This is a genomic window from Ferrithrix thermotolerans DSM 19514, from assembly GCF_900128965.1.
GTDB classification, from domain to species: domain Bacteria; phylum Actinomycetota; class Acidimicrobiia; order Acidimicrobiales; family Acidimicrobiaceae; genus Ferrithrix; species Ferrithrix thermotolerans.
The window spans coordinates 1-1,433 of record NZ_FQUL01000089.1; the positions used below are offsets into that span (position 1 = coordinate 1).

The following is a 1,433-nucleotide window of genomic DNA, read 5'->3' on the forward strand; positions in this document are numbered from 1 at the left end:
GGTTCAACAGGGGCCGAAACTTGAAAATTCCTGTTTCACAGCGAAACTTTGGCTAGGGACACTAGTATCGGTGCTCTGGTCAAAGGAGGAAGTCCATCGCCCTATAGACATTGGTTTCTGTTGGCTGACGAACTCCCATGGCTATGCCTTTGCCGTGGGTGGGCTTCTTTCTTTTTTGGTAGGGGACCTTGAGTCCTGCGTTGCGCCTAAGTCCCTGAATGTGCCTTTCGTCTGCCGACCATCCTTGCTTGTTGGCCTGCCTTATAACCCCAGCGCAGATGCTCCAAGGCAAAGGACCACAGCCAGGAGGTGAGGGCTTCATTGGTTGGTGGTGGGATCGGTATCGGCAAACGCTGTGTGGGAAGTGATTGACCGGTAACTCAACAGGCTCGTCGTTCACAAACCCCGAAGCGCCGCTACAGTACCGATACTGCGCTGCTGCGACGATTCGGTGTCAGAAGCTTCCCGAGGCGATCTCCTTGAGCATCGCTACGTCCAAGTTCAAGTCAGCGACAATGGTTCTTGGCCGGCTGTTCTCTTTCTCGAGTTCTTTGGGCTTCTTGGCATCATTAGCCTTCATCCCGCCGTATTGGTTCTTCCAGCGGTACCAGGTTGTCTCAGTGACGGCGAAGTTGCGAGCTATCTCGGCTACTGTCGCTCCTTCGTTGAGCATCCGATCACCTTCGGCGAGCTTTCTTATCACCTGCTCGGGAGTATGCCTTTTCGACTTCATGTTCTTTATTCCTCCATAATCTATTTTGCAGGGACAACTCATATTAGAGGTGGATTAGTTTTCTCGGGGCTCCTCAGGTACCTCTGCGTCGCACACCTAGGTACTGGCGAAATGGTACCAGCAATCTCTATGCTGCTCTCGATTACGCCTCCGGCAAGGTCATCACGAAGATGACGGTTGCTAACAGGGCGAAAGAAATGATTTCAGTTCCTAGAAATCATCGATCGACAAGTACCAAAAGGAGCTGGGTGTTCACGTCGTGTTAGACAACTACTCAGCCCATGTAAACACTTGACCAATATGGCCCTACTACGGTTGCGGCATTTGGCCCCACCCTCAGTCCTGTAGTACAGCGCACGTAATCCTCAGATTCCTACCCAAGGAACGCCAAGGTGCTTGCTAGCCTTTCTTCCTAGCTGATTTGAGCCGATAGGACTCAATACCTGTTTCTAGTATCTTGGAGCGGTAGGTAATGCGGTCAACGACCGTGACTGCGAGACGTCCATAGACGAAGATACTGCTCCATTCTCCAAAGGGTAAGTTCGTCGCTACCATGAGAGGTGAGGCTTCCTCTCGGTTGGTGATGACTTTTAAATAGAAGGGCCCGCTCAAGAATGAAGTGGAACACCGAAGGTCAAAGTGGACCGGAGGTGATAGATGGGAAAGCAGTACAGCCATTTGAGTACATCGGAGAGGAACT

The 1,433-nt window shown here is 51.6% G+C and carries 3 protein-coding genes; all 3 read right to left on the reverse strand.

From position 1 onward, the window contains the following. Nucleotides 1-79: 79 nt before the first annotated feature. Nucleotides 80-322 carry a hypothetical protein gene (locus tag BUA24_RS12345; protein ID WP_143146560.1) on the reverse strand — a complete coding sequence of 81 codons (243 nt, stop codon included), beginning with the start codon at nt 320-322 and terminating at the stop codon, nt 80-82. A 132-nt stretch (nt 323-454) separates the two neighbouring features. Continuing rightward, nucleotides 455-733, reverse strand: a complete 279-nt coding sequence (locus BUA24_RS11715) for a transposase (protein ID WP_178138848.1) — start codon at nt 731-733, stop codon at nt 455-457. Nucleotides 734-1,132: 399 nt separating this feature from the next. Beyond that, nucleotides 1,133-1,433: ATP-binding protein (locus BUA24_RS12870; RefSeq protein ID WP_218587487.1), on the reverse strand; the 301-nt coding region annotated here is incomplete at its 5' end.